Annotated in this window: 25 protein-coding genes; 19 read left to right on the forward strand and 6 right to left on the reverse strand. The window is 66.2% G+C overall.

All coding sequences use genetic code 11. The annotated features are described in order from the left end of the window. Window positions 1-597 (reverse strand): hypothetical protein (locus tag AC1DJT_RS13950; RefSeq protein ID WP_476834261.1); only part of this gene is annotated, 597 nt, incomplete at its 3' end. Between the two features lie 349 nt (window positions 598-946). On the opposite strand from AC1DJT_RS13950, the gene AC1DJT_RS13955 reads away from it, so the two are divergent. The 5 genes from AC1DJT_RS13955 (at window position 947) to argE (ending at window position 5879) form a co-directional block, all read left to right on the forward strand. Then, window positions 947-1948 (forward strand): helix-turn-helix transcriptional regulator, encoded by a 1002-nt coding sequence (locus tag AC1DJT_RS13955; RefSeq protein WP_476834262.1) that lies wholly within the window; start codon window positions 947-949, stop codon window positions 1946-1948. Window positions 1949-2053: 105 nt separating this feature from the next. Further along, the gene (locus tag AC1DJT_RS13960; RefSeq protein ID WP_441507316.1) at window positions 2054-2884 is read left to right on the forward strand and encodes an AraC family transcriptional regulator; all 831 of its coding nucleotides are present in this window, start codon (window positions 2054-2056) and stop codon (window positions 2882-2884) included. Window positions 2885-3041: 157 nt separating this feature from the next. Further along, the gene (locus AC1DJT_RS13965; RefSeq protein WP_476768642.1) at window positions 3042-3767 is read left to right on the forward strand and encodes an alanyl-tRNA editing protein; all 726 of its coding nucleotides are present in this window, start codon (window positions 3042-3044) and stop codon (window positions 3765-3767) included. 10 nt (window positions 3768-3777) lie between these two features. Further along, window positions 3778-4713 carry a DMT family transporter gene (locus AC1DJT_RS13970; RefSeq protein WP_476834263.1) on the forward strand — a complete coding sequence of 312 codons (936 nt, stop codon included), beginning with the start codon at window positions 3778-3780 and terminating at the stop codon, window positions 4711-4713. A gap of 53 nt (window positions 4714-4766) precedes the next feature. Continuing rightward, window positions 4767-5879 carry an acetylornithine deacetylase gene (gene argE, locus AC1DJT_RS13975; RefSeq protein ID WP_476834264.1) on the forward strand — a complete coding sequence of 371 codons (1113 nt, stop codon included), beginning with the start codon at window positions 4767-4769 and terminating at the stop codon, window positions 5877-5879. Window positions 5880-5933: 54 nt separating this feature from the next. Here argE and AC1DJT_RS13980 read toward each other — a convergent pair whose 3' ends face one another. Further along, entirely contained in the window at window positions 5934-6911 is a 978-nt protein-coding gene (locus AC1DJT_RS13980) for an ABC transporter substrate-binding protein (RefSeq protein WP_476834265.1), read from the reverse strand. A 185-nt stretch (window positions 6912-7096) separates the two neighbouring features. On the opposite strand from AC1DJT_RS13980, the gene AC1DJT_RS13985 reads away from it, so the two are divergent. The 6 genes from AC1DJT_RS13985 to AC1DJT_RS14010 all read left to right on the forward strand — a co-directional run bounded on the left by AC1DJT_RS13985 (window position 7097) and on the right by AC1DJT_RS14010 (window position 13697). Then, window positions 7097-8083, forward strand: coding sequence for an alpha/beta hydrolase family protein (locus AC1DJT_RS13985; RefSeq protein WP_441507311.1), 987 nt, complete (start codon window positions 7097-7099; stop codon window positions 8081-8083). Between the two features lie 851 nt (window positions 8084-8934). Beyond that, entirely contained in the window at window positions 8935-10212 is a 1278-nt protein-coding gene (locus AC1DJT_RS13990; protein ID WP_441507310.1) for a PQQ-dependent sugar dehydrogenase, read from the forward strand. Window positions 10213-10563: 351 nt separating this feature from the next. Beyond that, window positions 10564-10878, forward strand: coding sequence for a c-type cytochrome (locus AC1DJT_RS13995; protein WP_441507309.1), 315 nt, complete (start codon window positions 10564-10566; stop codon window positions 10876-10878). Between the two features lie 187 nt (window positions 10879-11065). After that, window positions 11066-11509 (forward strand): hypothetical protein, encoded by a 444-nt coding sequence (locus AC1DJT_RS14000; RefSeq protein ID WP_441507308.1) that lies wholly within the window; start codon window positions 11066-11068, stop codon window positions 11507-11509. Between the two features lie 229 nt (window positions 11510-11738). After that, the gene (locus AC1DJT_RS14005; protein ID WP_441507307.1) at window positions 11739-12041 is read left to right on the forward strand and encodes a hypothetical protein; all 303 of its coding nucleotides are present in this window, start codon (window positions 11739-11741) and stop codon (window positions 12039-12041) included. A 270-nt stretch (window positions 12042-12311) separates the two neighbouring features. Continuing rightward, a complete protein-coding gene (locus AC1DJT_RS14010) occupies window positions 12312-13697 on the forward strand; it encodes an RNB domain-containing ribonuclease (protein WP_476834266.1) in 1386 nt (461 codons plus the stop codon). A gap of 78 nt (window positions 13698-13775) precedes the next feature. Here AC1DJT_RS14010 and AC1DJT_RS14015 read toward each other — a convergent pair whose 3' ends face one another. Then, entirely contained in the window at window positions 13776-14780 is a 1005-nt protein-coding gene (locus AC1DJT_RS14015) for a helix-turn-helix transcriptional regulator (protein ID WP_476834267.1), read from the reverse strand. A 153-nt stretch (window positions 14781-14933) separates the two neighbouring features. Between AC1DJT_RS14015 and AC1DJT_RS14020 the strand changes: the two genes are divergently transcribed. Together AC1DJT_RS14020 and AC1DJT_RS14025 are read left to right on the forward strand one after the other, a co-directional pair. Continuing rightward, window positions 14934-15758: a hypothetical protein gene (locus AC1DJT_RS14020; RefSeq protein WP_476834268.1), complete on the forward strand. Its 825-nt coding sequence runs from the start codon at window positions 14934-14936 to the stop codon at window positions 15756-15758. A gap of 260 nt (window positions 15759-16018) precedes the next feature. After that, entirely contained in the window at window positions 16019-16651 is a 633-nt protein-coding gene (locus tag AC1DJT_RS14025; RefSeq protein ID WP_441492301.1) for an HAD-IA family hydrolase, read from the forward strand. 176 nt (window positions 16652-16827) lie between these two features. Here AC1DJT_RS14025 and htpG read toward each other — a convergent pair whose 3' ends face one another. From htpG to AC1DJT_RS14040, 3 genes are all read right to left on the reverse strand, one after another. Continuing rightward, window positions 16828-18708: a molecular chaperone HtpG gene (gene htpG, locus AC1DJT_RS14030; RefSeq protein ID WP_476834269.1), complete on the reverse strand. Its 1881-nt coding sequence runs from the start codon at window positions 18706-18708 to the stop codon at window positions 16828-16830. A 201-nt stretch (window positions 18709-18909) separates the two neighbouring features. Next, window positions 18910-21087, reverse strand: coding sequence for a catalase/peroxidase HPI (gene katG / locus AC1DJT_RS14035; RefSeq protein ID WP_476834270.1), 2178 nt, complete (start codon window positions 21085-21087; stop codon window positions 18910-18912). 79 nt (window positions 21088-21166) lie between these two features. After that, the gene (locus AC1DJT_RS14040; RefSeq protein ID WP_441492304.1) at window positions 21167-21301 is read right to left on the reverse strand and encodes a hypothetical protein; all 135 of its coding nucleotides are present in this window, start codon (window positions 21299-21301) and stop codon (window positions 21167-21169) included. Window positions 21302-21392: 91 nt separating this feature from the next. Between AC1DJT_RS14040 and AC1DJT_RS14045 the strand changes: the two genes are divergently transcribed. The 6 genes from AC1DJT_RS14045 to AC1DJT_RS14070 all read left to right on the forward strand — a co-directional run. Beyond that, window positions 21393-22298 carry a hydrogen peroxide-inducible genes activator gene (locus AC1DJT_RS14045; protein WP_441508301.1) on the forward strand — a complete coding sequence of 302 codons (906 nt, stop codon included), beginning with the start codon at window positions 21393-21395 and terminating at the stop codon, window positions 22296-22298. Window positions 22299-22441: 143 nt separating this feature from the next. After that, on the forward strand, window positions 22442-23449 hold the full coding sequence (locus AC1DJT_RS14050) for a LacI family DNA-binding transcriptional regulator (protein ID WP_441508302.1): 1008 nt from the start codon (window positions 22442-22444) through the stop codon (window positions 23447-23449). A 79-nt stretch (window positions 23450-23528) separates the two neighbouring features. Further along, a complete protein-coding gene (locus AC1DJT_RS14055) occupies window positions 23529-24812 on the forward strand; it encodes an extracellular solute-binding protein (protein WP_476834271.1) in 1284 nt (427 codons plus the stop codon). 76 nt (window positions 24813-24888) lie between these two features. Beyond that, complete coding sequence (locus AC1DJT_RS14060; RefSeq protein ID WP_476834273.1) at window positions 24889-25737, forward strand: carbohydrate ABC transporter permease; 849 nt, start codon at window positions 24889-24891, stop codon at window positions 25735-25737. Then, on the forward strand, window positions 25734-26540 hold the full coding sequence (locus AC1DJT_RS14065) for a carbohydrate ABC transporter permease (RefSeq protein WP_441508304.1): 807 nt from the start codon (window positions 25734-25736) through the stop codon (window positions 26538-26540). The genes AC1DJT_RS14060 and AC1DJT_RS14065 overlap by 4 nt, the downstream gene beginning before the upstream one ends. 11 nt (window positions 26541-26551) lie before the next feature. After that, window positions 26552-26936, forward strand: a 385-nt coding sequence (locus tag AC1DJT_RS14070) for an ABC transporter ATP-binding protein (protein WP_476834272.1), incomplete at its 3' end; no start/stop codon positions are given.

Genomic DNA, 26936 nt, shown 5'->3' on the forward strand with positions numbered 1-26936 from the left:
GCCCTGCCAGGTCAGGTGCGAGCCGACGCCGAAGCCCCCGACATCGCCTGCAACCGTCACGCTCCATGGGCCACCGAGCTTGATTCCGAGCCGGGCGCCGAGGATGGGGTCGGCCCAGATCTCGGAGTCGCGGTGGTCGATCCGGAGATTGGCCGGGCCCGGCAGGACCTCCAGCTTATTGTTCAGGTTCCAGAACCGGACGCCGCCGCCCAGGTCCAGCGAAACGGCCGCGTCCTCATAGACGCGATAAAGGGCGGAGCCCTGCACGATCGTGCTCTGCGAGCGCAGCTTCAGCGCGGAGAAGAAGGGCCCGGGCAGGTTGCCGCCGGTCGTCACCTGCGAAAACTGGCCATCGACCAGGAAGCCCCAGCGGTCGATACGCATCTCTGCGGAGGCCATCATCGCGCCGTTCAATTCCTTCAGCACGTCGCGGAAGCGCAGGTGGATATCCGCGGCCGGCAGCGGCGGGAAGGTTGCGCTCTTTCCGTCGATCGCCGTCGCCCAGAGATAGCTCGTGATGGAGAAGCTTGGCCCTGAAGCAATGACAGGGGCTGGCGGCCGGGCTGGCTGCGGGAGATCGGACGCCCAGGCGGGCATGTATAATGCTGCCGACGTCAACGCGATGATGAGAGAGCGCACCGTTTCCCCTGACATTGATCTCTGGTCTCGTGGCCTGTCCGTGGCCTGTGTCGACCCGCCGCACGGGCGGAGCGACGGCGTTGCCGACCCTTCGTGCAGGCGGACCGTCCGCGGAAGCCGACGCCTCCGTGCCGCCGATCATGTCCCGACCGGCAGGCGAACTCCGTTCCCAGCATTTCGTGCATGGGCAGATCGCAGTCTTGCCATTTCGCGCCAATCGCGACCRGCTATTCTGCGCGTCGTTGGCGAATCCTGGGGTAGCCCTGCCCCAGGAAACGCGGCGCCCCGATGATCACGGCGAGATCCGATGGCTGATATCCCTTTGACGCGCGGCCAGTTCCTTCTGCCCTTCGTCGGAATTCTCGACGAGAGGGGGGCGCCGACACATTCGCTCCTGGAGAAGTTCCGGCTTCCMTCGTCCCTGGAGGAGAAGAGCGACTTCTACCTGCCGCTCCTGCCGGTGCTGCGCTTCGCGGCAACCGCCGGGAGAACCCAGGGCATCGAGGATTTCGGCTTCCTCGCGACCCAGCGGCTGCATTTCCTGCATTTGAGAGAAAGGACCCGGGCGCTGATCGCGCACGCCCCGACACTGCTCGTTGCGCTCAGGCACGCCTGCCGCTGGGCGTCACGGGAGGATACGATCCTGAGCATGTGGATCGAACACCATGACGATCATGCGCGCGTCTGCAGCAGGCTCGCCGGGACAGATGGGCTGCTCAATCTGGAATACGCACAATGGATCCAGAATATTTTCCCGGTCTACATCATCCGGCAGTTTGCAGGGCCCGACTGGATGCCGGGAACGATCGCCTTCGAGACGAGGTACACGCCGGGTCCTGCGACGCGGGCCGCCTGGCCCAATGTGCAGTTCCTGTCAGGCCAGCACGCTGCCTGGATCAGCCTGCCGGTCTCCCACCTTGGTCTTTCCAACCGTTCGACCGACTCATTTGCCCCCCCGCACGATCACGCGGATGGTCCCTCGGCCTTTGACATCGTCGAACTGCTCAAGCTGATGTTGCCGGCCTATCTGGATGAGCGAACCCCGGCTCTGGCCGAGGTCGCGGAGATGGCAGGCGTCAGCGCCCGCAGCTTTCAGCGCAAGCTCGCCCATGTCGGCCTGACCTATTCGGACATCCTCGACACGGTCAGATATGAGAATGCGGCCAGGCTTTTGCGCGACACGGATTCCAGGATCATCGATGTCGCATTTTCGACCGGCTACACGGACCCGGCGCATTTCAGCCGCGCCTTCMGCCGCATTGCCGGCGTAACGCCGCGTCAGTTCCGTGAGCAATCGCGGCTGGGATGAGCGCGTTTCGAGGAGCCGATGGCGCGCCTTCGGCAATGCAGCATGGTTGCGATCCGGCCTGGATCGTCGCACCATCGCACCCGTCCTCACCGTCCGGATCGCATCTTGGCCCGCATCGACCTCCGCAACTCCTCGCGCTACTGGCACGACCCGCGGGTTCCGGGCCTGAGCTGCCTCGTTGCCGATTTCACCAGCCATGATTATGCGCCCCATAGCCATGACGGCTTCGTCGTCGCCGTCACCGAAGCCGGCGGCGCCGAATTCAAGAGCCGCGGACGCAGCGACGAGGCCAGGACCTCGAGCCTCTTGGTGTTCAACCCCGACGAGCCCCATTCCGGGCGGATGGGCTGGAGCCGGCGCTGGCTCTATCGCGGGTTCTACCTGACGCCACCGGCGATCGAGACGCTGAAGACCGCGCTGGGCCTGGATGAGACCGCCTATTTCAGCCGCAACACCGTCCACGACCCCGATCTGATCGAGGCTTTCCTCGGCCTGCACCGCATCCTCGACCAGGGCGACGATCCGCTTGAGGAGCGCGAGCTGCTGCTGCGCAGCTTCGGTGCCCTGATCCGGCGCCATGCCGCGGGCGAACCCCGGCTGGTGCTGCCGGCGCGGGACCGCGCCAAAGCCGCCCGCATCCGCGAGTTCATGCGGGAGCGTCATGCCGAGGACCTCACGCTGGAGCAGTTGGGGCTGGAGGTCGGTCTGACGCCGTTCCAGCTCATCGCCCTGTTCAAGCGCAGCACGGGGTTGACCCCGCATGCCTATCTCACGCAACTGCGCCTCAAGGCGGCGATCAGGGCGCTCGGGCGCGGCGCCACGATCGCCGCTGCTGCGCTCGACGCCGGCTTCTACGACCAGAGCGCGCTGACGCGGCATTTCAAGCGCAGCTACGGCATTACGCCGCTGCAATGGGTGCGCGCCGCGTCCGGCTGAAGCATCGGCAGGAAACGTGGATTGCGGTCTTCGGCAGAGCCGCCGCACACGGGCGATCTGATCGCGCTCTCAATTTTCGCCAATAGACACGCGCCGCGCCGCGCCACTCTCGCCTGCAGGCAAGCCCCTCGTCGGGGCTGCCCGCAAGGTGAGTTTCATGTCCCGCTATTACTGCCTCGATCATCCCGATGTCCTGACGCTGGCGACGGAGGTCGTAGAGACACGGCCAGGCCGGGTCGCGCTTTCAGAGAGCCCGTTCTATCCCGGCGGCGGCGGCCAATTGCCCGATCGCGGCACGCTCGCCTGGACTGGCGGCGAAGTCGCGATCGCGGGTTTCGAAAACGAGGGCGGCCGGCTCTGGCACATGCTGGCGGAACCGCTCGAACTGCCGGCGGCGCCCGTGGAAGCGAGGGTCGACGGGCCGTTCCGGCAGCTGATGCGGGCGCTGCACACCGATCTGCATATCGTGAATGCCGTCGTCTTCCAGGATTTCAATGGCGCGCTCGTCACCGGGGTGCAGATGAACGAGGACGGCACGGCGCGCATCGATTTCGACTTGCCCGAGGCGGATAACGAGCGCCTGCGCGCCATCGAAGGCACGGTCAACGATCTGATCCGGCGGGATTTTCCGGTGCGGCAAAGCCATGTCGCGGAAGCCGCGGCCTTCGCGGAGCCCGGCCTGATCCGCTCGCGCTCTGTCGCCCCGCCGCCGACGGCGGACGGGCAGGTCCGCATCGTCGAGATCGTCGGGCTCGACCGGCAGGCCTGCGGCGGCACGCATCTCGCGTCGACCGGGGCCTCGCCGCCGATCAGCATCCTGAAGATCGACAACAAGGGCCGGCATAACCGCCGGCTGCGCATCGGCCTCGCCGGCGTCGCGTAAGGCGCTCGCGATGTATCTCTTCCAGCGTCTCTGGTCGCAGCCCTTGCYGCTCCTGCCCCTGCCGCCGCTGTTCTGGGCCGGCAATCTCGTGCTCGGCCGGGCGCTCGCAGGATCCTTTCCGCCTGTCTCGCTGGCGGTCGGCCGCTGGCTCGTAGCGCTCGCCTGCCTGCTGCCCTTCGTTCTCGGCACGCTTCGTGCGCAGCGGCAGGCGCTCATCCGCGCGCGTGGCCTCGTCTTCGCCTGCGGCGCCTTCGGCATCGCCGGCTACAATGCGCTGGGCTATCTCGCCCTGCAAAGTGCACCGGCCGCGAGCGTCGCCTTCCTGAACTCGACCCTGCCGCTGATGGTGCCGCTCGCCGCCTTCATGCTCGGCGTCGAGCGTGTCTCGGCCCGCACGCTGGCCGGCATCGCCATCTCCTTCGTCGGCGTGAGCTGGATCGTCGCGCGCGGTGCGCCTTCGACGCTGTCGGGCTTGAGCCTCACCGGCGGCGAGCCGCTGGTTCTAATCGCGGTCGCCAATTACGCGGTCTATTCGGTGCTGCTGCGCCGCCGCCCGGCCGATCTCGACCCGCTCCTCTTCCTAGCCGCGACGATGGCGGCGGGGCTCCTGGTGCTGCTGCCGTTCTGGATCTGGGAGCTCGCCCAGGGCGCGACGATCCCGATATCGCCCGGCCCGATCGCGGCGGTGCTCTATATCGGCGTCTTCGCCTCGCTGCTCGCCTTCATCATCTGGAATCGCTGCGTCGGTGCGCTGGGGCCGAGCGTGACGGGCGCCTCCTTCCATCTCGTCGCCCTGTTCACCGCCGCCCTCGCCTTCCTGMTGCTCGGCGAGCCCGTGCAGCCGTTCCATCTCGTTGGCGCGGCCTTGATCCTCGGCGGCTTCGGCCTCGCCGCCGCTGGCGGCCGCCCGTCCGTATCCCGACGCCCCGGAGAAGCCAGATCATGACCGTGTTTGCGCAGGAGGATTTCGCCGATCACGAGCAGGTGGCGTGAACGGCGATGACTGCGACGATCGCCCTGCTCGCGGAACTGGTCGGTTTCGACACGACATCGAGCCGCTCGAACCTGGCGCTCGTCGAGCGCGTCGCCGACCGCCTCGACGGCATCGGCGCCCGTGTCCGGTTGAGCCATGACGAGGGTCGCGGCAAGGCCAATATCCTCGCGAGCTTCGGCCCCCGCGCGCCGGGCGGCGTCGTCCTCTCCGGGCATACCGACACGGTTCCCGTCGACGACCAGAGCTGGTCCTCCGACCCCTTCCGGCTGAGCGAGCGCGACGGCAAGCTCCATGGCCGCGGCGCCGCCGACATGAAGGGTTTCATCGCGGCCTGCCTTGCTGCGGCGGAGAGTTTCGCGGCCGCCGATCTCGCCCGCCCGATCCATATCGCGCTGTCCTATGACGAGGAGGTCGGCTGTCTCGGCGTGCCCGGCCTGATCGCCGATCTGCTCGCCCATGAGGAGAGGCCGGAGCTCGGCATCATCGGCGAGCCGACCCTGATGCGGCTCGGCGACCGCCATCGCGGCTTTCTCGGGTTCCGCACGCGTTTCGAAGGCAAGGCGGCGCATTCGAGCGATCCGAGCGCGGGGGCGAGCGCGATCTATCCCGCGGTCGATTTCGCCGGCTTCCTCAGGGCGGTCGGGCACCGCGCCGGGGCGATCGACCGCACGACCGTCAATCTCGGCCGGATCGAGGGCGGCTCGGCGATCAACATCGTGCCCTCCGCCTGCGAGCTGCTCTGGGAATTCCGGCCGGTCACGCCTGAGGATGCCGAGGAGACCGAACGGCTGGTCGCCGCCTATCTCGCCCGCGCAACGCCGCCCGACATCCGCCAGTCGACGCGAAGGCATGTCCATGTTCCGCCTCTGGCGAGCGCCGGCGCCGAACCGGCTCTCGCTGTCGTCKCCGCACTCGGCGGCATCGGCCCGCCCTTCGCGATGCCCTTCGGCACGGAGGCCGGTTTCTTCCAGGCCGCCGGCATCTCCGCGGTGGTGTGCGGGCCGGGCTCGATCGCCCAGGCGCACCAGCCCGACGAATGGATCGCGCCCGCGCAGCTCGGGGCCGCCGACGCCTTCCTGGCCCGGCTCGCGGGCTGGGCCGGCCGCCGTCACTCCTGAAGGGCCGCGCCCACGATGCCGGTTTCGCCGGCGCAGGCGACCGGAGCCGGCGCACTATTCGATCACGCGATCGGCGCGTTCGATCAGAGCTGGCTTGACCTCGATGCCGAGCGCCCTCGCCGTCTTCAGATTGAGCACGAATTCGAACACGGTMKGGCGCTCGATCGGCAGTTCCGCCGGCTTCGTTCCCTTCAGGATGCGGTCCACGTAATAGGCGACCCGCCGATAGGATTCAGCGAGCTTCGGTCCGTATGTGTACAAGGCGCCGGCCTCCGCAAAATCGGCCCAGGCCGAGACGACGGGAATGCGGTGTGCGTTCGCGACATCGACGATCTGCCGGCGGTTCGTGAAGGTGATCGGATCGGGAAAGACCACGATCGCCTGCGGCGGGTCGGCGGCCAGGCCGGCATAGGCCAGACGGAGCGCATCGGGACCCGGGGTGGAAAAATATTGGATCGCAATGCCGAGCTTCTCAGCCATCTCGATCGAATTGCTTCGCTCCAGCTCCTCTCCGGCATGCGTCGGACTTGCGATGATCGCGACACGATTGATCTGCGGCATCACTTCCCGCAGCATTTCCAAGCGTTTGCCGTTCAGCTCGACCGACATCAAGGTGATTCCGGTCATCTTGCGTGCGGGCCTGGCAAGGCTCTCGGCGAGCCCGGCCAGAACAGGGTCGGCGCTGAACACATAGATCACCGGGACGACGGCGCTGACCTTCTGAAGCAGGCTCGTCGCCGGAMCATGGGTGACGATCACATTCACCGGCATGGCGGCCGGTTCGTCCGCCAAGGCCACGACCCGGTCACTGTCGCCATCGGCATAGCGCGCCGTCATCGTGAGATTGCGGCCCTCGACATAGCCCAGGGCGGCAAGCCCGGCACGCAATGCGTCGAGAAACGGGCTGACTTCGGCGACCCGTCCCATGGTGAGCCAGCCGAGATGGACGGCCTTGGGCTGCTGCGCACGCGATCCGAGCGGCCAGGTCAGCCCTGCGCCAGCGAGCAAGAGGACGAAATCCCGTCGCGTCATCGGCCAACCCTCCGGTGGCAGGGGGGCCATCTTGCCCGATGCGCGCCGAAATGTCGTCAGATGTCGCCGCTTCGCCCGCGGGGCGGGATGGCGTTCGCCTCCGCCCGCGAAATGAGCCAATCATRCCCTGTCCATGGATCGGCCGCGCCTGTACCGGTTCGGCGGCAACGCGTTTGGAGTCGAGGATGCGCGGTATAGGAGCTTCAAGCCGTCTCGGACTGCTGACGCTGACATTTGCCGCGGCGCCAGGACTGGCGCCGGCCTCCGCTCAATCCATCCCCGAGCGGGCGAATTTCGACCCGATCGCCGTGGTCGATGGCATCAGGATCAGCCGGACCGAGTGCGCGGCGCTGGAAGCCAAGAATACCGCGATCTGGCTCGAAACCCAGGCGACATGCCTGCGATATTATGCGGCCGGGCTGAAACCTGGCTCCGGCACGATCCCCATCGCCGCGATCTGGCTGAACGGCGACGTACTGGGACCGAAGGGGGCGAATGCGGACAAGCGGCAAAGCGGCTTCGGCCCGACGGAGATGGTCGCGCTGCAGCAGAGGCTTTCGGCCCGCTTCGGCATCCCCTCGATCTTCCTGGGGCGGCCCGGAACCTATGGAAGCGCCGGCAAGCACTACACGATGCGCGGTCGCCCCATYGAAGCGCAGCTCATCTCGGCTGCGCTCGACGGTCTCAAGGCGCGGTATCACATCCAGTCATGGGCGCTCGGCGGGCATAGCGGTGGCGGCACGCTCGTCGCGGAGATGCTGGCGCAGCGCGACGATCTGCGCTGTGCGGTGATCTCCTCCGGCGCAGCCGCCTATCGCGCCTATCTGGAAGCACGCGGCCTCGTGAGGCCGGGGCAGAGATCGGAGCGTTTCGACCCCTCGGCTGCGCTCGACAAGGTGCCGACCGATCCCGCACGGCGCGTCTTCGTGATCGGCGATCCGCGCGAGACGAATGTGCCGTTCTCCTCCCAGAAGCTCTATTTCGAAGGCCTTGCGCGCCGCGGCCATGCGGCCTGGCTGATCCCGCTGGAGCGCGCCACGGATGCCCGCCACCATGATCTCGTCGATTTCGGCGAGACGGCGAACGCGCTCTGCGCGGCAGGCGCGGGCACCGACCGGATCGTCGGCACGCTCACCTCCATGCCGGCACAGGGACCTCGCTTGTCAAACTGAGCTGTTGCAAGTGCCAAGCGGTGGCTCAGATGGCGCGAGATTCCCGTTGGCCGCCTTGGTCGGGAGTTGACAGGTCGGCGCCAGACCCTGCCCTCGCCCTCAGATTGAGATTCATCCCTGTCCTCTATCGCATTGGAAAGACGAGGTTTCCAGAAGAGGGCAGGCGGTACCCGGAGATCGGCGACGCGCGATGCTGGAGCTCTTTCCCGAACGGGATGGCGAGCGGGCTACTCCAGATCGGGACACCGGTCGCGCGCGCTCCAGAAATCCTCCGTCGCCCCCAAAGCCACTCTGCCGAAGGACGCGTATTGCGACGCGAACGGCGGATGCTGCGCCTCGCCACCATGCGAGCTGGCCGAGATTGGGGCCGGGGCGTACCGGGCCCGGGCGCCCTCCCCGGCGATCCGGCCCCGGGCTGGCGAGCCTCGCAAAGTAGCTCCCGGATATGGCCGAGACTAATCTGGAAATTCTCCAGTCTATATCTGCCCATTTTCCAGACCGTCGGCACTCAGAGCGAACCACGACTCAGCGATCATCAATTCACCTATCGTCATCGCGGCATGCAATTGGGGCGTGCCCTCGGATAACGGCATATCGCGCCGCATCCGGCGGCCTATCCTCTTGCGTAAGACTTTTCGTCATCTCCAATATTGACGCTCGCGTTAGCCAAGCAAGCTTAGCGCTGCCCCAGCGTCTCTGCCGCGGAATCGACGCACCACCTCGACGCGAAACGATGTTGCACGACATTGGACGCTCGCATAACAATCGACCTGTCGAACAATGCTTTCGGCCCAGGATCCAGCGGATCGCTGGCCTTTACAGGGATGCACAATAACTCGGAGGAGACATCGATGACTCGACGTATTCGCTTCGTGTTGCCTTATACGTTACTGGCTTCATTCGCCCTATCCGGGGCGGCGACGGCCCAAAGCCCCGGCGGAACGCCCGGGCTCACCAGCACCACGGTGATGTCCGGACGCGAGCTGACCTGGGACATGGCCTTCCTGCCCGACGGCACGATGTTCTTCACCGAGAAATGCGGTGGGCTCTCGGTCCGGCTCCCCTCCGGCAAGATCAACGCCCTGCTCGGCATCAAGGATTCCAAGAACTACCCCGAGACCGCGTCCGACCTCTTCTGCAGCGGCCAGGCCGGCATGAGCGGCGTCGCGATCGACCCCGACTTCAACAACAACCGCTTCATCTACGTGTCCTCGGCGTCGAACATCACCGCGCCGGGAACCAATCGGGTGCTGCGGCTCGTGGTCAGCCCCGATCTGACCAAGGTCTCGAACCGGCAGGATATCGTCACCGACATCGCCTACAAGGCGGCGCCGAGCAACCATCCCTTCGGCGATGCCGGCGCGCATAATGGCGGGCGCCTGCGCTTTGGCCCCGCGGACGGCTTCCTCTACGTGACGACGGGCGACACCCATAATGGCGAGGTGCCGCAGGGCCCGACCCGCATTGGGGGCAAAGTGCTGCGCATCGACCGGGACGGCAAGGCCGCGCCCGGCAACAACCCGCCACAGGGCTTCGATACGCGCGTCTTCACCTACGGCCACCGCAACCCGCAGGGCATCTGCTTCCGGCCCGGCACCAACCAGCCCTACACGGCGGAGAACGGCCCCTGGCATAGCGACGAGGTGACGGCGCTGACCGCCGGCGGCAACGCGGGCTGGGATCCGCGCCCGAACATCGCCGGGCGCGCCGACTGCCCCGACAATTATTGCGGATACTCGCCGAACCAGATGGGCGCAGTGGATCCGAAGGAGCGCTCGGCCTTCATGCCGATGACCGACACCAAGACCTATCCCAACGCGATGAAGCCGGCCTGGAACAACGACACGCTTTCGCAGGGCATGTCGTCATGCGTATTCCTGAACGGCCCGCAATGGAAGGACTGGAACGGCCGGATGGTCGTGACCTTCATGGGCATCGGCATCCACGGAACGCCGGTCGGCAACCGCCTCGACGTGCTCAACATCACGCCCGATGGCGCGTCCGCCACGCGCAGCACGGTGTCCCTGCCGATGCCGGCCGGACGCTTCCGCTCCGTCGTGCAGGCGCCTGACGGCAGCATGTACGTGGCCACCGACCAGGGCGACGTCTACCAGCTCAAGCCCAACTGAGCCTGATGGGCAGCCGCGCCTGCCGCAGCGGCGGCGCGGCCGACCTTCCGTCTGCGGGCCCAGCCTGGCCGCGCCCGCAGACCTGACGCGATCAGCATTCGCAACCGCTTCGGACAGCGACCAGCACGAGACGATACGGACAGATGGAGCTTGGGCTTCTCGCCTGGCGGCGGACAAGTGCCGGCTCCGGCAGCGCTCGCGTTTCAGCGCATGTCCCGCAGATCATCGCGTGCCTGGCCGCCCCGACCGGAGAGCCGATGATGATCCTTGCGTTGGTGCTGTCCGCTTCGTTTCGACCACTGTTCCGCGATACCGACCGATCCGGATCGCGCATGATGGGAAGCCTGGTCCATGGTTGACTTTCGCCACCTCGCCGCAGCCGCTTTCGTCGCGCTTCTGGCATCCTCGCCCGCTTTCGCAAGCCCCGAACTGGCCAGGAGCAAGAACTGCGTCGCCTGCCATTCCATCGAACGCAAGATGATCGGTCCAGCCTACAAGGCCGTGGCCGAGCGTTATGCCAAGGACGAAGCCGCGCTCAAGACCTTGAGCGAGAAGATCATGAAGGGCGGGGGCGGCAATTGGGGTCAGATGCCGATGCCGCCTCAACCTGGCGTCTCGCCCGAGGAGGCCGAAGGTCTGGTGAAGTGGATTCTGTCCCAGCAATAGGGACCGTCATCGGCGGCAGCGGCGGCCTCCGGCACCGGTGCCGCCAGATACTGGAGCCGCTCAGCGGGTCACCCCCCGTCGGTTAGGACGACTTCTGCTTCCGGCCCATCTCTGACAATCTCGGCGGAGTGTCGCGACGTCGACAGCCGGCCTGCTGCGCGACCGACAGCGGAGAGGAATGGAAGTGATGAAGCGCATCTTCGTAGCCACGGCCCTTGCGGCAAGCTTCGCCTGGCCCGGCCTGCTTGCCGCCCAGGATCTCCCGCGGTCGATTGTGGATCTCGGCTTGACCGACATTCAGACCCGCCCGAAGCCGCACATCGCCTATGGCAGATATGTCTACGGCACCCTGCCCGGCGGCGCTCGCATCAAGGTCGAACTGGAGCAGAACGGGGAAATCGATGAAATCGAAGCGCGGGGGCGCGGCCTCTTTCCCATTGACCAGATCCGCTCGCTGGTTCCGGCCCCGGTGCTGCAAAACCCGTCCTGGCCGGCCGGTGCTACGCTCGAAAGGATTGAGTTCGAGCGAGGCGGACGCATCAAGATCGAAGGCCGCCTTGCCGATGGGATCAAGTTCGATGCCGAGTTTGCAGCCGATGGACAGCTGATCGATTTCGATAGGGACGGCTGAAGACGCGGCCAGCGCGCGCGAGTGGCCTCCTGCCAAAGGTCGATGCTACCAAGACGCAGGGATCGCCGCGCAGCCACACGCCGTCCGTGTCGCGAAGCATTTGCGACGTGAGACGCGCCAGCTTCTGTCATTCCGAGGCTATGCGGCCACCGTCCGTATCTGGGAAAGCTGCCCAAACAAAATGGGGCTCGGTTCCCTTTCGGACCGTCGGAAGCCTGAGGAGGGCTGATTGAAAGGCAGGGGGTTCTACGTATGGCTTACCGCCTTCGTCGTGGTCGTGGGCGTTCTGGTTTGGAGCCTCAGCCCCGGCCCTTCAGAACATCCATCGATCGGAGGGGGCGGTTATGACCTCTCCGGCCCAGTTTACACCTTGGTGCTTCTGGCATTCACGGGCCTCTGGACGCTTGCAACACTGCTGACCGGCCTGAACCACAGCGAGGCAGGGACCCGTCGTCGCGCGTTCATCCTGGCGGTCATCGGCCTCATCACCTTCTCGCTGTCGATCATGATCTGGGGCAACAACCTGAGTTAGCGGGCACGCGGGCGTGACACTGGAAACAGGCTATTCGCGAGGCGCAGGTCGATCGTCGATCCCACCGGCGTGCCTATCTCGAGTCGAGCAAATTGCGCCCCACGTCTGCGGGAAGCGAAGTGCGCCCCGATCCAGTCTGAGGCGCATCGCTCGACATGACCGATCGCTATCGTTGCATGTGATGCCCAAACGGTTGCAACTATAGCAGTTCGCGAACCTTCGCGCGGGCTGCTTCGCAGCAGCTCAACAACGGGCAGAGGTCTCGCGAGGATGAAGACCCTCATTGATTCCACCAATGCGCTGATCGGTGGAATGGCGGCGATACGCCGCCAATTCGGCGTGCCGGAGCAGTTTCCGCCCGCGGTTCTTGCAGCGGCGGAAACTGCTGCCCATCGCGCGCCGACCGCGCATGTCGACCGCACGGACCGGCCTTTCGTCACGCTCGACCCMGCGACATCGACGGATCTCGACCAGGCCTTCACGATCGAGCGCAGCGGCAACGACCTTTTGCTGCATTACGCCATCGCCGATGTCGCTTGGTTCGTCGACGATGGCGACGCGGTCGACCGGGAAGCGTGGYAGCGCGGCACGACGCTCTATCTGCCGGACGGCAAGGTCGGGCTGTATCCGCCGGTTCTCGCCGAGGGCGCCGCGAGCCTCCTGCCCACCGGACCTCGGCCGGCGGTGATCTTCACCACCCGGRTCGACACCGATGGCAACGTCCATCTCGACAATGCAGAGCGGGCTGTCATCCGCAGCACCGCCAAGCTCGCCTATGACAGGGTCGGCGCGTCTGATCTGCCGCCCGAYTTCGATGAACTGGCCCGCCGCATCGAGGCTGCCGAGAGCCGGCGCGGCGCAGCGCGCGTGGACCCACCTGAACAGGAGGTCGATGCTCTCGGCGACGGCCGCTACCAATTGATCTTCCGCCCGCGCCTACGCGCCGAGGAGCAGAACGCCACCCTGTCCCTGGCCAGCAATATCGCGATCGCGGCTGCACTCCTGACAGCCCGGACCGGCCTGTTCAGGGTCATGCAGGAACCGGATCAGAAGGCCGTCCAGCGCCTGCGCCAGACCGCGCGCGCCCTGGGCCTGTCATGGCCGGAGATGGAGACGCTCGTCCAGTTCGAGAAGACGCTGAATCCCGCCGACAGCAGCCACGCGGCCTTCATGCTGGCGGTGCGGAGGGCTAGCGGCGGCGCGAGCTATGTTCCCTATCGCGAAGGCATCGTGCCGTGGCATGCGCCGATGGCGGCGACCTATGCGCATGCCACGGCACCGCTGCGCCGTCTCGCCGATCGCTATGTGGTGCGCGCCGCCCTGGCGGTGGCGAACGGCCAGCCGGTTCCGCCAGCGGTATCGGCCGCATTCGAACAACTGCCTGCGGTGATGGCGCGGGCCGATGCGCGCGACGGTCAAGTGGACCGGGACGTCATCGATCTGGCCGAAGCTCTTATGCTCCAGGGCAGCGAAGGAAYCGCGTTCGAGGCGGTCGTGACCGACGCGGATGAGCACGGCCTGCGCATCCAGCTCTGCGAGCTGCCGGTGGTCGCGCGGGTTCGCGGGCAGGACAGCAAGCCGGGCGATAGGATCCGGGTCAGGCTGACATCTGCCGACCCCCTGCAGAACATGATCACCTTCGAACGAGCAGGTTGAGGGCGATGACGCTCCGAGAACCCGTCCTACAGCCGGTGCGGATCGCAGAGCTGCGGGGTACTGCGGAACGGTGCGCGACTACATGTCCGAGCGAAACTCCCGGGGTGTGCGGCCGGTCGCCTTCTGGAAGGCGCGCGCGAAATTGGCGGGAGAGGAATAKCCCATCTCCGCCGCAACACGGGTGATCGAGCCGTTCATGTGCCGAAGCAATTCGGTCGCGCGCTGGAGCCGTGCCGCGTTTGCCAGGCTGCGGAAATCGGTGCCGGCCCGGTTCAGCTCGCGCTGCAACGTCCGGACGCTGGTCCCCATCGGTCGCGCAGCCCGATCGATCGAGACGCTGCCGGTGAGAACCTGGGCCCGGACCTGTGCCATGACGACGTCGAGCAGATCGTGTGGCGCTCCGCCGGGCCGGTCTCGCGCCACGTCCTCGATGGTGACAATGGGCCATGACCCGCGGTTCGGAGCAGCCGACAAGAGATGGCGTTCGATGACGATCGTCACGGCCGGCGCGTTGAACAGGACCGGGCAGTGGAAGAGATCTTCGAACAGGCCGGTTTGGCGCGGCCTCTCGATATTGAGCTCGATGCGCAGCGGCCGCCAGTCGAACGGCAAATAGGCCCTGATGACGCTGAGCAGAACGCCGGCCGCCGCACCGGCGATCATCTCGTAGCCAGCGTGGCCGGCGAGCGCAAAGACATAGCTGTAGCGCGCCTCGTCGCCGGTGATCGCGAGCGACATCCGGTCGTGGGTGCTGTGATAGCCAAGGGCCGCAATCGCCCGCTCGATGGAGTGGCCGAGCGTCTCGGCTCCCAGGATATAGCGCCCGAAACAGCCATAGTTGCCGGCGTTCATCATCGGGGCGATCAGGAACCCGAGATTGGGCTCGCCGGCGACTCTCGCGGCGGCATTCACGAAGCCGAGCACTGCGGCATGCGGGATGAAGCAATTGCGGCCCTCGGTCAGCTCGATATCGAAGCCTGCCGCACGGTTCGCCCGCAGAAGCGCSCTCTCCCCGAGTTCATGCCGCAGGAACGCTGGCAGGCCGTGCAGGATATGGCTGGAGATGACGGGGATTTCAGACACGCGCTGGACACTCCGGAATACCGTAAAGTTGGCGCAAAATGAGTGGTCTCGAAATCCGATTGCTGTTTTGTCGCACAGTATAAGTGCCGCGGGCAAACGGGAAACCGGTTTTGGCCGTCGGCAGCTTTATTGTCGATGAAGGAATTTCCGGCCGTGAGCGCGAGGACGTTGTTCAGCTTAGCCAGACTGACACTCTTCGCGACCTTGTCGTGTTCGGGAGGAGCGCTGGCGGAGGCTTCGACGAACAGCACGGCCGATCTGGCCAAGGCGGCGCAGAACCCCGTTGCCGACATGATCAGCCTGCCCTTCCAGAACAACTTCAACTTCAATGTCGGGCCGCATAGGCAGCTGCAGAATGTCCTCAACATCCAGCCCGTGATCCCGATCACGCTGAACAAGGACTGGAACCTGATCACGCGCTGGATCACGCCGGTGATCTCGCAACCGGCCCTGACGGTGAATGGTGACCGCGAGTTCGGCCTCGGCGACATCAACCCGAGCTTCTTCTTCTCGCCGAAGCAGCCGACGCACGGCATCATCTGGGGCATCGGGCCGACCTTCGTATTCCCGACCGGCACCGACAAGACCCTGACCGCCGGCAAGTACTCGGCGGGTCCGGCTTTCGTCGCCCTGGCCATCGAAGGCCCCTGGGTCGTCGGCGTTCTCGTCAACAATGTCTGGTCCTTCGCGGGCAAGAGCAACCGCAGCGCGGTCAACGCGATGACGCTGCAGCCCTTCGTGAACTACAATTTCCACGGCGGCTGGTACCTGACCTCGTCCCCGATCATCACCGCCGACTGGGAGGCCGGCCATGGCGACCGCTGGACGGTGCCGGTCGGCGGCGGCTTCGGACGCGTCTTCAAGATCGGCCATCAGCCGGTCAACGCGCAGCTCGCAGCCTATTACAACGTCGCAAAGCCCAGCGGTGGCGCCGACTGGCAGCTCAGGGCCCAGCTCCAGTTCCTGTTCCCGAAATAGCTGCCGCCAGAAAGCCACGTCGCGCCTCCCGCCGCCGCCGGTTCGCGGCGGAGAAGTGAGTTCGCTCTGCTCTGCCGCGGGGCTCCGGATCGGACCCGCAACAGCGATGGGCCATGCACAGAACCCGGACATTGCGATAATGCCTCTGTCATCCACGACCACGAAGCGATACCGGACAAGCGGCGTCTCATTCGAATGAATGTCCTCCGCCGCCGCAGTTCGGGTTATCCCCGCAAACCTCTCACACTCCACGCTCAGCCATGCCTCGCTACGCGCTCGCCATCTTCGATTTCGACGGAACGCTGGCCGATAGCTTTCCATGGTTCTGTTCGGTGCTGAACGAGACCGCCCGGCGATTTGGCTTTCGCGAGGTCCTGGAGCAGGAGAGGGACGATCTGCGTGCCCTCGGTAGCCGCGAGATTGTGGCCCATCTCGGTGTTCCCCTGTGGAAGATCCCCGCGATCGCCGCGCATATGCGCCAGCTCAATGCGCAGAGCCAGGGCGAGGTTCGCCTCTTCGACGGTGTCGAACAGGCGCTCGCAAACCTCGCCCGTCACGGCATCAGGATCGCCGTCGTCAGCTCCAATGCGGAGGAGACGATCCGGCGAACGCTGGGCCGGGCTGCGGAGCATGTCAGCGCCTTCGACTGCGGCGCCTCGCTCTGGGGAAAGAGCGCCAAGTTCAAGGCTGTTGCGAAGCGGCTGGGCGTCCCCCGGGAGCGCGCGATCGCGATCGGCGATGAGCTCCGCGACATCGAGGCCGCCCGCAAGGCCGGGATGGCCTGCGGGGCGGTGACCTTCGGCTACAACGCCCCTGCCGCGTTGCTCGCCCAATGGCCGGATCTGGTGTTCACGGATTTCGCCGATCTGCAGGCGCAGCTCACCAGCGCCTGAGGCTCATGCCTCCCGTGAGAGGCAGGTCAACCCAGGCGATTCAAAGTCGCAGAATTCGCTAGCAACGCCTTGGTTTTGCGCCCAAAAATCGCCTGACGCGGAAGCGTCGCCGGCGCCTTTCGCCTGGAGCCGAGAGGGCGTGCGCGCCGAACCGGCACGCACGCTGCATCCGGTTCCTACGAGGCCGCAAGGCCAAGCGCGACCAGCCGGCTCAGGCGCTCGGAGAACGCCTTGGCATCGGTGGGGCGCTCGCCGTCGAGCACGCGGGCTGTATCGAGCAGGAGGTTTGCGACATCGCTGCGCACGGCCTCGTTCTGCACGCCGGCCAGTCCCTGGATCATCGCGTGCCGCGGATTGACCTCGAGGATCGGCTTGCTTGCGCGCTCGATGCGCCCGCCCGCGGTCAAGAGCCGCTCGAACTGGCGATCCGGCCCGTCTTCCGCCGCGACCAGGCAGACCGCGCTGTCGGTCAGCCGGTCGGAGGCCCTGACATCGGCGACCTCACCCGCGAGAATCTCCTTCATCGCCGCGAGCAAGGCCTGCACCGCCTCGCTCGTCTCGGCGGAGGGCGGCGTCGCATCGTCGAGCAGGGGGATCAGGCTGAGATCGGCTGCGCCCTGCGTCACCGACTTGAACGGCTTGCCCTCGAATTCCGGCGCTCCCGAGACCCAGAAGCTGTCAACGGGGTCGCTGAGCAGCAGCACCTCGATGCCGCGCGCCCTAAAACCTTCGAGCTGCGGGGAGTTCGCGATCCGGTCTGCGTCGTCGCCGGCGATATAGTAGATCGCCGTCTGGTTCTCCCTGAGCGCTGCGACATAGTCCTTCAGGCTGCGTCGGCCGTCGCTTGCGGCTGTCGTCTTGAAGCGGGCGAGGCCGAGCAATTGGGCGCGACGCTCGAAATCCTCGTAGATCCCCTCCTTGATGACCGCGCCGAAATTCTCCCAGATCTTGGCGAAGCTATCGCCGTCCTGTTCGGCGAGCTTCGACAACTCGGAGAGGACGCGGCTGGTCACGCCCTTCTTGATCGCGCTCAGCAGCKGGCTGTCCTGGATCATCTCGCGCGAGACGTTCAGCGGCAGATCGGCGGTGTCGACGATGCCGCGCACGAAGCGCAGATAGCGCGGCAGGAACTCCGCCTCGTCGGTGATGAAGACGCGCTTCACATAGAGCTTGATGCGGCCCTTGCGATCGGCGTCGAACAGGTCGAACGGACGCCCGCCCGGCACGAAGAGCAGCGCGGTGTATTCATGGCGGCCCTCGGCCCGGAAATGGACCGTCGTGGCGGGCTCGTCATATTGCGCGGCGACGCTGCGATAGAAATCCGTGTAGTCCTGCGCGCTGATCTCGTTCTTGGGCTTGGCCCACAGCGCCGCGCCGTCGGCCAGCGTGGTTGCCTCCGCGCCCGGCTTCTCGATCAGCGAGATCGGCACCGGCACATGGCCGGATTGTTCCCTGACGATGCGCTCCAGCGTCCAGCGCTCCGCATAGGATTTGGCATCCTMCATCAGATGCAGCGTCACGCGCGTACCGCGCAGAGGGGCATCATCCAGCCCAACGGGGGCGACGGTGAACTCGCCCTTGCCGTCCGACGACCAGAGCCAGGCCTCGTCGCTGCGGGCGCGGCGGCTGACGACCTCGACCTTGTCGGCGACCATGAAGGCTGAGTAGAAACCGACGCCAAACTGGCCGATGAGCTGTGCGCCTTCCTTGCCCTCGGCGGTCGCGATGCGCTCCATGAAGCCGCGCGTGCCGGAGCGGGCGATGGTGCCGAGCGCCTCGATCATCTCGTTGCGGCTCATGCCGATGCCGTTATCGGCAATGACGAGCGTGCCGGCCTCGGGATCGGCCGCGATCGTGATCGCGAGCTTGAGGTCGTCGCCGAGAAGCTCCGGCCGGGCGATGGCCTCGTAGCGCAGCTTCTCGCTGGCGTCGGCGGCGTTGGAAATCAGCTCCCGCAGGAAGACGTCCCGGTCCGAATAGACCGAGTGCACCATCATATGGAGCAGGCGGGAGACATCGGCTTCGAAGCTTCGGCTTTCGGCGGTCTGGGTTGTCATGGCTGCATGCTGTCTGGCTGGGGAACGCGGCCCATCAGATGGCTGGAATAGCCGGATCTTGCAAGACGGGGCAGGGGCCATCGACGTCAGGGGCGCCGGGCTCTCACTGACCCCTGGCCCGAAGTCGAGCCTGGCTCACGGGCAAGGACAGAGCTTCAGCAGCCGCCCGGGAGCGGCCGCTGAAGGTATTATTCGTCTGGATCAGACCAGATCGAAGCGATCGAGGTTCGTCACCTTGGTCCAGGCCGCAACGAAGTCCTTCACGAACTTCGCCTGCGCGTCCGAGCTGGCATAGACCTCCGCCAGCGCACGCAGCACCGAGTTCGACCCGAACACGAGATCGACGCGGGTGCCGGTCCATTTCGGCGCGCCGCTCTTGCGGTCGGTGCCCTCGAACACGTCCTTGGAGTCAGGCTTCGCCTTCCACTGCGTGCCCATGTCCAGCAGGTTGACGAAGAAGTCGTTCGTCAGCGCGCCGGGACGGTCGGTCAGGACGCCGTGGCTCGTGCCATCGACATTGATGTTGATCGCGCGCAGTCCACCGACCAGCACGGTCATCTCGGGTGCGGTCAGCGTCAGCAGCTGCGCCTTGTCGATCAGGGCCACCTCGGCCGGCACCTTGAGCGCCGCCTTCTGGTAGTTGCGGAAGCCGTCCGCCTGCGGCTCCATGACGTTGAAGGMATGGATGTCCGTCTGTCCCTGCGAGGCATCGGTGCGGCCCGGAGCGAACGGGACGGTGACATTCTGGCCGGCAGCCTTCGCCGCCTGCTCGACGCCGGCATTGCCCGCCAGMACGATCAGGTCGGCCAGCGAGACCTCCTTGCCGCCGGTCGCGGCCAGGTTGAACTCCGACTGGATGCCCTTGAGGACCTTGAGCACATTGGCGAGCTGCAGGGGCTGGTTGACCTCCCAGTCCTTCTGCGGCGCGAGGCGAACGCGCGCGCCGTTGGCGCCGCCGCGCTTGTCGCCGCCGCGGAAGGTGGAGGCCGAGGCCCAGGCGGTGCCGACGAGCTCGGAGACGCTCAGGCCCGAGGCCAGGACCTTGGCCTTCAGCGCAGCCGCATCCTCGTCATTGATCAGGGGATGCTCGACGGCCGGCACCGGATCCTGCCAGGTCAGCTCTTCCCGGGGCACTTCCGGTCCGAGATAGCGCGAACGCGGGCCGAGATCGCGATGGGTCAGCTTGAACCAGGCCCGGGCGAAGGCCTCCGCGAAGGCCTGCGGATTCTGCAGGAAGCGGCGCGATATCTTCTCGTAAGCGGGGTCGACGCGCAGCGACAGGTCGGTCGTCAGCATGGTCGGTTTGCGCTTCTTCGACGGATCATGGGCGTCGGGGATGACGTCCTCCGCGTCCTTCGCCTCCCATTGGATGGCGCCGCCGGGGCTGCGGGTCTGCACCCATTCGTATTTGAACAGGTTCTCGAAGAAGTGGTTGCTCCACTGCGCCGGCGTCTGCGTCCAGGTGACCTCGATGCCGCTGCCGACGGCATCCGCGCCAAAGCCGCTGCCATAATTGCTGGCCCAGCCCAGGCCMTGCGCCTCGAGGCCTGCGCCTTCGGGTTCCGGTCCCTTGTGGGATTCGGGCGCTGCGCCATGGGTCTTGCCGAAGGTATGGCCGCCGCCGATCAGCGCGACGGTCTCCTCGTCGTTCATCGCCATGCGGGCGAAGGTCTCACGGATGAAATGGGCCGCCGAGAGCGGGTCGCCATTGGCGCCGGGGCCTTCCGGGTTGACGTAGATCAGGCCCATTTCGGTGGCGCTGAGCGGAGCGTCGAACGCATCGAGCGGGCGATGCGTCAGCCAGGCGGTCTCGGCACCCCAGTTGACGTMGAGATCCGGCTCCCAGGTATCGGCGCGGCCGGCGGCGAAGCCGAAGGTGCGGAAGCCCATGGTCTCCAGCGCGACATTGCCGGTGAGGATCATCAGGTCGGCCCAGGAGATCCGCTGGCCGTATTTCTGCTTGATCGGCCAGAGCAGGCGGCGCGACTTGTCGATATTGACGTTGTCCGGCCAGCTGTTGAGCGGGGCGAAGCGCTGCTGGCCGCGGCCACCGCCGCCACGGCCGTCACTCAGGCGATAGGTGCCGGCGGCGTGCCAGGACATGCGGACGAATTGCGGGCCGTAATGGCCGAAATCGGCCGGCCACCAGTCCTGCGAGTCGGTCATCAGCTTGCGCAGATCGTTCTTCAGCTCTTCATAGTCGAGCTTGCTGAATTCCTGCCGGTAATCGAAGGCCTGGTCCAGCGGATCGGACTTGGACGAGTGCTGGTTCAGCAGGTCGACGCGCAGTTGGTTGGGCCACCAGTCGCGGCTCTGGGTGCCGCTGGTCCCGTGAGCGACCGGGCATTTCCCGGCTCCCCCCTCAGTCTTCGCATTCATGATTCTCTCCAATTCACGTTACGCTGATTGCGCGTTTCTCGATCACAGGCGGGTCGGTGCCGGGGCAGGCGATCCGCTTTCATGGCCTGCCTGGCAGGCCTGCCAGCCGGGCGGCTGGAAACAGGGACATCGACGGGTGCCGGCGGCTGGACTGGGCCAGGTCGGCCACGAGCGGAACGCCACCGGTCTTGATCATGCGGGGCGGTCTCGGCATTGCCTGCTCCTCATCGTCGCAAGGAGCCTCTTAGCAAAAGGGTTTCATTATATTAATTCCGATTTTCTGATTGCGTCGATAAGCTAAGATTATGACGAACCTGACACTGAAACAGCTGCGTTATTTCGAGGCGCTGGCCCGCCAGCGCCACTTCGGACGCGCGGCGGAGAGTTGCGCCATCTCCCAGCCGGCCCTGTCGATGCAGATCAAGGCCTTTGAGGAGGAACTCGGCGCCGAACTCTTCGAAAGGGACCGGCGCCAGGTCCGGCTGACGAGTTTCGGCGAAGAGATCGCGCTGCGCACCAAGGACATCCTGCGCTCGGTCGACGAGCTGGAGGACTATGCGCGCAGCTCGCGCGGCGGGCTCGTCGCCAGGCTGCGCATCGGTGTGATTCCCACGGTCGCGCCCTATCTGCTGCCCGGCCTGATCGCCGACCTGACCGGCCTCCATGACGGGCTGGACCTCCATGTCCGCGAGACGCTGACGCCGAAACTCGTGCAGGAGCTGAATGAAGGCCGGCTCGACATGGCGGTCGTGGCGCTGCCGGTTTCCGAGCCTTCGCTGACCGAGGCCGCGCTCTTCACGGAAAGCTTCGTCCTCGTCCGGTCACGCGAGGACGAGGGGAAGCCAGCCCCCAATCGCGAGGATCTCCACGAAATGCGGTTGCTGTTGCTGGAGGAGGGGCATTGCTTTCGCGAGCAGGCCCTCTCGTTCTGCAACAAGAACCCGCGCACCATGCACCCGCGCGACCTGCTGGATGCAAGCTCGCTCTCGACCCTGGTGCAGATGGTCGATGCCGGCATGGGCGTGACCCTGATTCCGGAGATGGCAGTCGCGGTCGAGACACGCTCGGCCTCGGTCTGCGTGACGCGCTTCAAGGACCCCCAGCCATCGCGCACGATCGGCATGGTCTGGCGCAAGACGAGCCCGCTCGCCAAGCAGTTTGCACAGATTGCCGAGGCCGTGCGCCTCTCGGCCGCAGCCCGCCGGGCCTAGGCGCGAGCAACCTCAAGCCCGAAAGCGCGCCGCGCCGTCGCCGCAAGGCGTGACGCATGCMAAACTTGAATCGACTTCCCAAAACGTTTTGGATCGGGTTATCCTGAACGTGAGGCGCCGATCGTCCAACCATTGAGATGCCGATGAGCTCGTTGCGCGCGCTGGCGCAAACGCTGGGATTGTCGATCACCACCGTCTCGCGGGCGCTCGACGGCTATGACGATGTTGCGCTCGCCACGCGAGACCGCGTGCGGGCAGCGGCGGAGGCGGCCGGTTACCGGCCCAATTCCGCAGCCCGGCGGTTGCGTCGCGGGCTGACCGAGATCGTCACGATGGTGCTTCCGGCCGGGCCGGGCCATTTCAACGAGCCGCTCTATCTAGAGCTGCTGGGCTCGATCGGCGAACGGCTGGCGGAGCAGGGCTATGATCTGACCTTGATCGCCGCGCTGCCCGGCCCCGACGAGCTCAAGACCTATCGCCGCCTTGTCGACGGCCGCCGCACCGACGCCATCATCGTCGTCCGCACCCGCCGCGAGGATGCTCGCCTGCGCTACCTCACAGATGCCGGCTTTCCCTTCGTCGCGATGGGGCGTAGCGATTTTCCAGAGCCCTATGCCTTTGTCGACGGGGATGGCGAGGCCGCGTTCCACGATGCCGTGCTGCGCCTGGCCGCCCTCGGCCACCGCCGGATCGGCCATCTTGCGGCGCCCTCGGCCTTCACCTTCGCGCATCTGCGCCGGAGCGGCTTCGCGCTGGCCCTTCGCCAGGCTGGCATTTTCGGCGCGATCATCGAGGGCAGCGCCGACGAGGCCGGCGGCTATCGTGCGGCGGGGCTGCTTCTGGCGCAGCCGGCGCAGCCCACCGCGCTGCTCTGCGCGACCGACAGCATGGCGCTGGGCGCGATGCGCGCCATCCGCGAGCGCGGTCTCGTCGTCGGGCGCGACATCGCGATCATCGGCCATGACAACATTCCCGCCTCCGCCTTCTCGGACCCCGCGCTCGCGACGATGGAGCTGCCGATCGCCGCGACCGGCCGCCGCCTCGCGGAGATGGCGCTGGCGCGCATCGGCGGAGCCGATCCCCGCGACCTGACCGAGATCAATTCGGTCGAGTTCATTGCACGCGCCTCGCTGGGGGAGGCGCGTCGCTGATCCGATCACGGAAACGGCCAGGCGCTCGCAACCGGCCTTATCCCACGCAAACCAGAACAAGCGAGGCAGGGAGGACGATATGAAGACGCTCAACCATCTGGCATGCGCCGCCGTCGCGGCGGGGGCCATGCTTGTTGCACCCGTTGCGAAGGCGCAGGACCTCGTCTTCCTCTCGACGCAGCTGCGCCCGATCGACGAGGCGCAGAAGGTGCGCGAGGTCCTGCTCAAAGGCGCGCCGAAAACCACCTATGTGGTCGAGGAGCCGCCGCAATTTGCCGTGCGCATGAAAGCGGAACAGGCCGCAGGCAAGCGCACGATCAGCCTGATGGGTGCGCTGCATGGCGAATTGCAGCCGCTCGTGCCGGCAGACTCGCTCGACACGGTCGACGATATCGCGGCGAAACTCGGCGCGAGCGGCATTCCAGCCGGGCTGATGGAACTCGGCAAGCTCGGCACGCCCAATCAGCAATACATCCCCTGGATGCAGGCGACCTATGTCCTCGTCATCAAGAAGGCGGCGCTGCCCTTCCTGCCGGCTGGCGCCGATGTCAACGCGCTGACCTATGAGCAGCTCGCCGCCTGGGGCAAGGCGATCCAGGAGAAGACCGGCCAGCGCCGCATCGGCTTCCCGGCCGGGCCGAAGGGTCTGTTCGCCCGTTTCGTACAGGGCAATCTCGTGCCCTCCTATACCGGCTCGATGGTGACCGAGTTCCGCTCGGCCGCGGCCGAGAAGGGCTGGGCCGATTTCAAGGCGCTCTGGGCGACGRTGAACCCCAACGCCAACAACTATAATTTCATGCAGGAGCCGCTGATGGCCGGCGAGGTCTGGATCGCCTGGGACCATATCGCCCGCGTCAAGGACGCCCTGACTGCCGAGCCTGACCAGTATCTCGTCGTGGCGCCTCCGGCCGGCACCAAGGGCCGCGCCTATATGCCCGTCATTGCCGGGCTCGCCATCGCCAAGGATGCGCCGAACCGGGCCCAGGCCGCAGCCGTGATCGAGCATCTGCTCAAACCTGCGACACAGCTTGCCGCGGCGCAGGAGGTCGGCTTCTTCCCGGTCGTGGATGCGCCCCTGCCKCCCGACTTGCCGGCCGGCGTCAAGCTGCTCGCCGACGGCGTCGCCAAGACGCAAGGGGCGAAGGACGCGATCGTCGCCCTCCTGCCGATCGGCCTCGGCGACAAGGGCGGCGAGTTCAACAAGGTCTATTTCGACACGTTCCAGCGCATCGTGCTGCGCAACGAGCCGATCCGCGCGGTTCTCGACGCGCAGGCCGAGATCCTGCGCAGCCTGATGGTCCAGACCGCCGCGCCCTGCTGGGCTCCGGACAAGCCGAGCCAGGGCGCCTGCCCGGTCACCTGAGCTCAGGGTGAGCTGCGCTCCGGTCATCCCGGCCGAAGCGCAGCCACCCTGGAGCGCCTTGCAGAGGCCTTCGACCATGCTCCAGCCGCGCTGGCTGCCCTATCTGCTGATCGCGCCCTCGGTCGCCTTTCTTGCAGCCTTCTTCCTGGTACCGCTCGGCCAGACCATCCTGCTCTCCTTCGATGGCGGGCAGGGGTTTTCGCTCGCCAACTATGCCCGCATGGCGGGGGACCTCAATTTTCCGACCGCGCTGCGCAACACCTTCGCCCTCGTCGCGGTGGTGATCCCGCTGCAGGTGGCGCTCGCGCTCGTCATGGGGCTGATGCTGCAGAGGATGACGYGCGGGCGCGAGCTCGTACTCTGGATCTGGACGATCCCGCTCGGCGTCTCGGACCTTGCGGCCGGCCTCGTCTGGCTCGCGATCCTGCAGGATTCCGGCTATCTCAACACGCTGCTGTTCCAGATCGGCGTGATCAGCGGCCCGACCGCCTATCTCAACAGCGAGACGCCGGTCGCGCTGTTCTTCGCCGTCGTCCTGGCCGAGATCTGGCGCGCGACCGCGATCGTGCTGATCATTCTCGTCGCCGGCATCCAGCTCATCCCGAAGGAGTTCGGCGAGGCCGCCGACATCTTCGGCGCGAGCCCCTGGACCAAGTTCCGCAAGATCACCCTGCCGCTGCTGAAGCCCAGCCTGCAATCGGCGCTGATCCTGCGCACGGTCCTGGCCTTCGAGGTCTTTGCGGTGGTCTATGCGCTCGGCGGGCGCAATTTCCCGATCATCGTCGGCGAAGCCTATACCTGGCAGAACGAGAACCAGAATTACGGCGTCGCGGCCGCCTATGCCGTGCTCGTGATGGTGATCTCGCTCGCGGCGACGATCATCTATTTGAAGGCGCTGCGCGTCGATCCGGAGACGCAAGCATGAGCGCGCCCCGCAAATGGCTTTATGTCACGGGCGTGCTGGCGCTCTGCGCCTGGGTGCTGGTGCCGATCTACCTGATCGGGCTCGGCGCCATGGGCGGGCGGCTTGCCGTGTTCAAATGGCCGAAATCCTTCGCCCCCGGCGAGGCCGGCTTCGCGGCGCTCGCCACCTTCCTCAGGATCGAAGGCGTCTGGAACGCGGCCCTGAATTCGCTGATCGCCGCATCGCTGACCATGCTGTTCTCGATCCTGCTCGGCGCACCCGCGGGCTATGCCCTGGCGCGCTTCGCCTTCCGGGGACAGAGCGCCTTTCGCCTGCTGGTGCTGCTGACGCGCGCCTTTCCGCTGGCGATCCTTGCCCTGCCGCTGACCGTCATCTTCATCCGGGTCGGGCTCTACGACACGCCCTTCGGCGTCTCGCTGATCCACACGGCGCTGGCGCTGCCCTTCGCCGCGCTCGTGACTTCGTCGCTCTTCATGGGCATTCCCCGCGAATACGAGGAGGCGGCCTGGGTCTTCGGCTGTACGCGCTGGCAGGCCTTCCGCAAGGTGGTGCTGCCGCTGGCGCTGCCCGGCATCGCAGCTGCGGCGATCTTCGCCTTCGTCATCTCCTGGAACGAGGTTTTTGCCGCCTCGGTTCTGACCGTGCGCGAGCGCACGCTCACCGCCTATCTGCTGACGGTCCTCTCCGAGTCGCCGCTGCATTACCGCTTCGCCGGCGGCTTCATTCTCATCATTCCCTCGGTGCTCTTCATCTTCGCGGTCAGGAAATACCTGTTCGCGATGTGGGGCGTCTCGAGCAAATAGGGAGGAGACCGTTGGCCGGGATCCTGATCGATAAGGTCGCCAAGCAGTTCGGTAATGCGGTTGCCCTGCAGGAGATTTCGCTCACCGTCGAGGATGGCGAATTCGTCGCGCTGCTCGGCCCCTCCGGCTGCGGCAAGACCACGCTGCTGCGCATCATCGCCGGGCTGGAGGTGCAGAGCGCCGGCAAGGTCATGATCGGCGAACGCGACGTCTCCTCTCTGAAGCCGGCCCAGCGCGGCCTTGCCATGGTGTTCCAGAACTATGCCGTCTTCCCGCATATGACGGTGTTCGAGAATGTCGCCTTCGGTCTGCGCATGAAGGGCGCCGACCAGGCGCGTGTCGAGGCGAAGGTGCGCAAGGCGGCCGAGCTGCTGCATATCGAGCAGTATCTGGAGC

The organism is Allobosea sp. 05T422_2, from assembly GCF_056396265.1.